Genomic DNA, 4,283 nt, shown 5'->3' with positions numbered 1-4,283 from the left:
GACCTGATGAGCCACCGTTTCCAGGGTGGTGACGCCGAGGCACGGCAAGCCGCAGGCCAGCGCAAGTCCACGAGCCGCCGCCAGGCCGACCCGCAGGCCGGTAAATGATCCCGGTCCCGTGGTGACCGCCAACAGGTTCAATTCGGAGAAGCCGCAGGCGGCTTCGGCAAGAACTTCCCGCACCATCCCCATCAGAACTTCCGATTGGCCATGAGCCATCGTCCGCAGACGACGCGACCTGACCCCGCCGTCCTTCCACAAGGCCGCCGAACAGGAAGATGTCGCCGTATCCAGCGCCAGAATATTCATAGGCACTAATCCTTTGTGAAGGGTTATACTGTGCTTTATGCGGATTTATGCAACAGGAATGCGATGAAACCGGCGCTGATTGAAATTACCGAGAAAAGTCACGGCGTCATCCTTGAAATCGCCTATGCGACGGCGAACAACTTTACGGGCAAGCCGGTCTACTCGCGGGCGGCATGTTATTTGAACCCGGACGGCGAACGTCTGCTGGCGCGGGCCGTGAAACTGGCGGCGATCCAGGGATTGCACCTCAAGATTTTTGACGCCTTCCGTCCGTCCGAGGCCCAGTGGGTGTTGTGGAACCACACGCCCGATCCCGGTTTCCTGGCCGATCCCCGTCGCGGGTCTCCCCACTCGCGGGGCGCCGCCGTTGACCTTACCCTGCTTGACGACGGGGGCGTTGAGCTTGACATGGGTACGGCGTTTGACGCTTTCACGCCGTTATCCCATCACGGCAACGCCGAAATCAGCGTGGAGGCGCAACGCAACCGGTTCCTTCTGCTTGGCCTGATGTCCTCAGCCGGATGGGATTTTTATCGCCGCGAATGGTGGCACTACCAGCTTTTTGACAGCCGGCGATATCCCGTCCTTGATAACTCCGTTTTGCCCGAGGGCATGATGCGCCCTTAGCGTCACGATACATTTGGGTTCTTGTACTTGAACGAGGAAGAGGGAAAGATCACGTCTTGCGTAAGCATTGAGGCAAAAAATCGTGCGCTCTTGCCGTAAAATTATCCGCATAGGCTTTTTTGTCGGCTTCACTGCCGTCCTTTTCTCCGCTACCTCGCTGTCGGCCGCCGATTCTTCGGTAATTTTCATGTACCATCGATTCGGCGAGCGTGAGCATCCCACCACCAACATTTCCATTGAGCAATTTGAATCCCATATCAAGGAACTTCAGAGCGGCGCCTATGCCGTGCTGCCGGTAACGGAAATTATCGAGACGCTGCGCCAAGGCAAGTCGCTGCCCGAACGGACCATCGGCATCACCGTTGATGACGCCTATTTGTCGGTTTACACAGAGGCCTGGCCGCGCCTGAAAAAGGCGGGTCTGCCGTTCACCTTGTTCATAAACACCGACGATATTGACCGAGCGACTCCCGGTTCGATGACCTGGGACAAATTACGGGAAATGGCCGACGCCGGAGTCGTCATCGGCCATCAAAGCGCCTCGCACCCGCACATGCCGAGACTGAGCATCGAGGAAAACCGTCTTGAAATCAAAAAGGGCTTTGACCGTTTTGAACAAATGCTCGGAATACGCCCGACGCTGTTCGCTTACCCTTACGGCGAAGCCGGCATGGAGATCGAAAGGCTGGTCAGCGAGTCCGGCTTCAGCGCCGCTTTCGGCCAGCATTCGGGAGCCATCAGCGGCAGCGGCGACTTTTATTATCTGCCGCGCTTTTCCCTGAACGAGACGTACGGCGACCTGCCGCGTTTCCGTACGGCGGCCAATGCGCTGGCCCTGCCGGTCAGCGACATAACTCCCGCCGATCACCTGCTGAGCGCCGCCGGCGACAACCCGCCGGCTTTCGGCTTTACGGTAACCGCCGACATCGGCGACCTTAACAGACTGACATGCTTTACTTCCCACGAGGGAAGGGCCGATGTGTCCCGCCTCGGCGAGTCCCGCATCGAAGTAAGGATGAAAAAACCCATGCCCAAGGGGCGAAACCGCATCAACTGCACCATGCCGGCATCACAAAGCCGCTGGCGCTGGCTGGGCCGACAGTTTTTTGTTCCATAACCACTAAGCGGACAGGATTTCTTCCGCCGTTTTATCGACGTACAACCCGCAGTTTCGCGGATCGATGCCCAGCAGGCTGCACAACATGACTATCTCGATCTGATCGGCGAGGTGCTTTTCGCCGTCGGCCTCGCTGACGGCGAGGCAAATGCGCAACAGCAATTCCTTGGTCTCATCGGTAACCGCCACCGCCATGATCGCTTCATAGGCCTGATCCCGTCCTCCCTTGGGACATTTCCGTATGGCGTCAACAAACTCGTTGAACAGATCAATGCCGTCGTGAGGGTCAAAGACCTTCAAGGCGTCCAGCGTCTCCATGATCTGATCGACTCTTACCCGCTGGGAGAACGATACTTCCCTGTCGGCAATGGCGACCAGAGCGCAAGCCGCCATCGCGCCTTTAAGGAAAGGACGGTTGTGGTTGCGCTTCATTTGCGACTGGTAGTGATTCTTCAGGGTGCTTAAAAAACCCATGTCGATCCCCATTTGAATAAGCAAGCATGGCACAAACCGCCGAATGGGAAAAGCCTGTTAACCGCCGGTGACATTCATATGGCGGCCCATGACGGGGCGTTTGCAGATCGGGTCGAGGATAAAATCGTGTCCCTTCGGCTTTCCGGCAATGGCGTCTTTTATGGCCGACGTCAGCAGCTCGCCTGAATCGCCGGCGCGCAGGGGGCCACGCAGGTCAACCGCCGCGTTCTGACCCAGGCACATGTAAAGAGTGCCGGTACAGGTCAGGCGCACACGATTGCAGGTGTCGCAGAAATGCCGGCTCATCGGGGTGATGAACCCCACGCGCCGTCCGGTCTCGACAATCTTGACATAGCGCGAGGGGCCGCCGGTGCTGTCGGTTATATCCTCCAGTGTCCACTCTTTCTCCAGACGTGAACGCACCTCGGCCAGCGGGATGTACCTGTCAATGTCCCCTTCCCCGGATTCGCCCATGGGCATGGTCTCAATAAAGGTAAGATCAAAGCCGTGATCTCCGCACCAGGCGACCAGACGACCGGCCTCGCCGTCATTGACGCCCTTGAGAGCCACCGCGTTGACCTTGACTCTCAGCCCTGCATTCTTGGCCGCCATCAGGCCTTCCAGCACCTTGTCCAGTTCGCCGTGGCGGGTGATCTCGCGGAATTTGTCTCTGTCCAGCGTATCAAGCGAAACATTGATGCGGCGGATGCCGCTTGCATAAAGTTCGGCGGCGTATCTGGAAAGTCGGGTGGCGTTGGTGGTCAGGGTGATCTCATCCAGATCGCCGCTTTTCAGGTGTCGCCCCAGCGAGACAAGCAGACTCATGACGTTGCGCCGGATCAACGGCTCGCCGCCGGTAATGCGCAGCTTGCGTACGCCCTGGGCGACGAAGGCGCTGCACAGCCGGTCCATCTCCTCCAGACTCAGCAGCTCCTTGCGGGGCAGGAACTTCATATCTTCGGACATGCAATAGTAACAACGCAAGTCGCAGCGGTCGGTAACGGAAACCCGTAAATAGGTGATCTTGCGGCCGAACGGATCAATCACGAAGCATCTACTCCCGGCGGCGCGCCCCAAGCGGCGTGACCACATTGGTATATATGATACCTTATGCCTATGATATAATTTACCTCTATGGGAAAAATATAAGACGCGGGAGCGCCATGACGGTCAAAAAGCACGATACTCATCATGTCGAAGGAAGCGGGCATAAGCCGGGGCCTCATGCGGTTCCTCATAAATCAAGAAAATCATCCGGCGTTCCCGGGTGGATGTTGACGGCGACCGTCGGCGTTGCGGCCGTCATCGGCGCCGTGTTTATTTTCATATCCGAGGGACAGCAGGAATCGTTGCCGCCGTTTGAACGTCTTGTCGAGCAGATGAACGGCGCCGTCGACGGCGCGGTTGCGCCGACCCATGCCTTCGGCGGCGCTCTCAAGGTCGAAAAAACCGGCGACGACGTTACCGTGATCGCGGAAGCGGTCCCCCGGAAAATTTGTGTTAACGCATCCTGGGTGCTCGCCAACTCCGGCGTGGTGATGGTTAACGGGCTGACCCCGGCTAAAATCTCCGCCGCCGGGCTTGCCGGACTTTGCGCCCAGGAGGGAGATGTCGCGACGATATCCTGGACCCCCGCCAAGAAGTAAATGCCGGCGTCAGGGAAGGTTGCCGCCGATCCCCCTAACGCCCGGCGCGTTGACTGAAAGAAACGCCGTTTCATGAAACACAGAGGCTCAGAGACACAGAGGAGGTATAG

5 protein-coding genes and 1 pseudogene (1 of these 6 running past the window's edge) are annotated in these 4,283 nt (G+C 58.1%); 3 read left to right on the top strand and 3 right to left on the bottom strand.

Annotated features, from left to right (window positions below):
• Window positions 1-309 (bottom strand): annotated as a pseudogene (locus tag A3H92_05190) (tRNA (adenosine(37)-N6)-threonylcarbamoyltransferase complex dimerization subunit type 1 TsaB) (it extends 381 nt beyond the left edge of the window).
• A gap of 63 nt (window positions 310-372) precedes the next feature.
• Here A3H92_05190 and A3H92_05185 point away from each other — a divergent pair.
• Together A3H92_05185 and A3H92_05180 are read left to right on the top strand one after the other, a co-directional pair.
• Window positions 373-936 (top strand): D-alanyl-D-alanine dipeptidase, encoded by a 564-nt coding sequence (locus A3H92_05185; GenBank protein OHC73756.1) that lies wholly within the window; start codon window positions 373-375, stop codon window positions 934-936.
• 79 nt (window positions 937-1,015) lie between these two features.
• Window positions 1,016-2,053 carry a chitin deacetylase gene (locus A3H92_05180; GenBank protein ID OHC73815.1) on the top strand — a complete coding sequence of 346 codons (1,038 nt, stop codon included), beginning with the start codon at window positions 1,016-1,018 and terminating at the stop codon, window positions 2,051-2,053.
• A gap of 3 nt (window positions 2,054-2,056) precedes the next feature.
• Here the strand turns inward: A3H92_05180 and A3H92_05175 are convergent, their stop codons facing one another.
• Entirely contained in the window at window positions 2,057-2,539 is a 483-nt protein-coding gene (locus A3H92_05175; protein ID OHC73755.1) for a hypothetical protein, read from the bottom strand.
• A 45-nt stretch (window positions 2,540-2,584) separates the two neighbouring features.
• Window positions 2,585-3,619, bottom strand: a complete 1,035-nt coding sequence (locus A3H92_05170; protein OHC73754.1) for a cyclic pyranopterin phosphate synthase MoaA — start codon at window positions 3,617-3,619, stop codon at window positions 2,585-2,587.
• A gap of 8 nt (window positions 3,620-3,627) precedes the next feature.
• Between A3H92_05170 and A3H92_05165 the strand changes: the two genes are divergently transcribed.
• Window positions 3,628-4,173: a hypothetical protein gene (locus A3H92_05165; protein ID OHC73753.1), complete on the top strand. Its 546-nt coding sequence runs from the start codon at window positions 3,628-3,630 to the stop codon at window positions 4,171-4,173.
• Window positions 4,174-4,283: the final 110 nt, after the last annotated feature.

The organism is Rhodospirillales bacterium RIFCSPLOWO2_02_FULL_58_16 (assembly GCA_001830425.1).
Taxonomy (GTDB): domain Bacteria; phylum Pseudomonadota; class Alphaproteobacteria; order Rhodospirillales; family 2-02-FULL-58-16; genus 2-02-FULL-58-16.
This window is presented reverse-complemented; position numbering and strand designations above follow the sequence as displayed.

Excerpts from the sequence above, each read along its gene's own strand:
- A3H92_05170 (OHC73754.1), bottom strand. The coding sequence starts at position 3,619 with ATGTGGTCACGCCGCTTGGGGCGCGCCGCCGGGAGTAGATGCTTCGTG.
- A3H92_05175 (OHC73755.1), bottom strand. The coding sequence starts at position 2,539 with ATGGGGATCGACATGGGTTTTTTAAGCACCCTGAAGAATCACTACCAG.
- A3H92_05185 (OHC73756.1), top strand. The coding sequence starts at position 373 with ATGAAACCGGCGCTGATTGAAATTACCGAGAAAAGTCACGGCGTCATC.
- A3H92_05165 (OHC73753.1), top strand. The coding sequence starts at position 3,628 with ATGATACCTTATGCCTATGATATAATTTACCTCTATGGGAAAAATATA.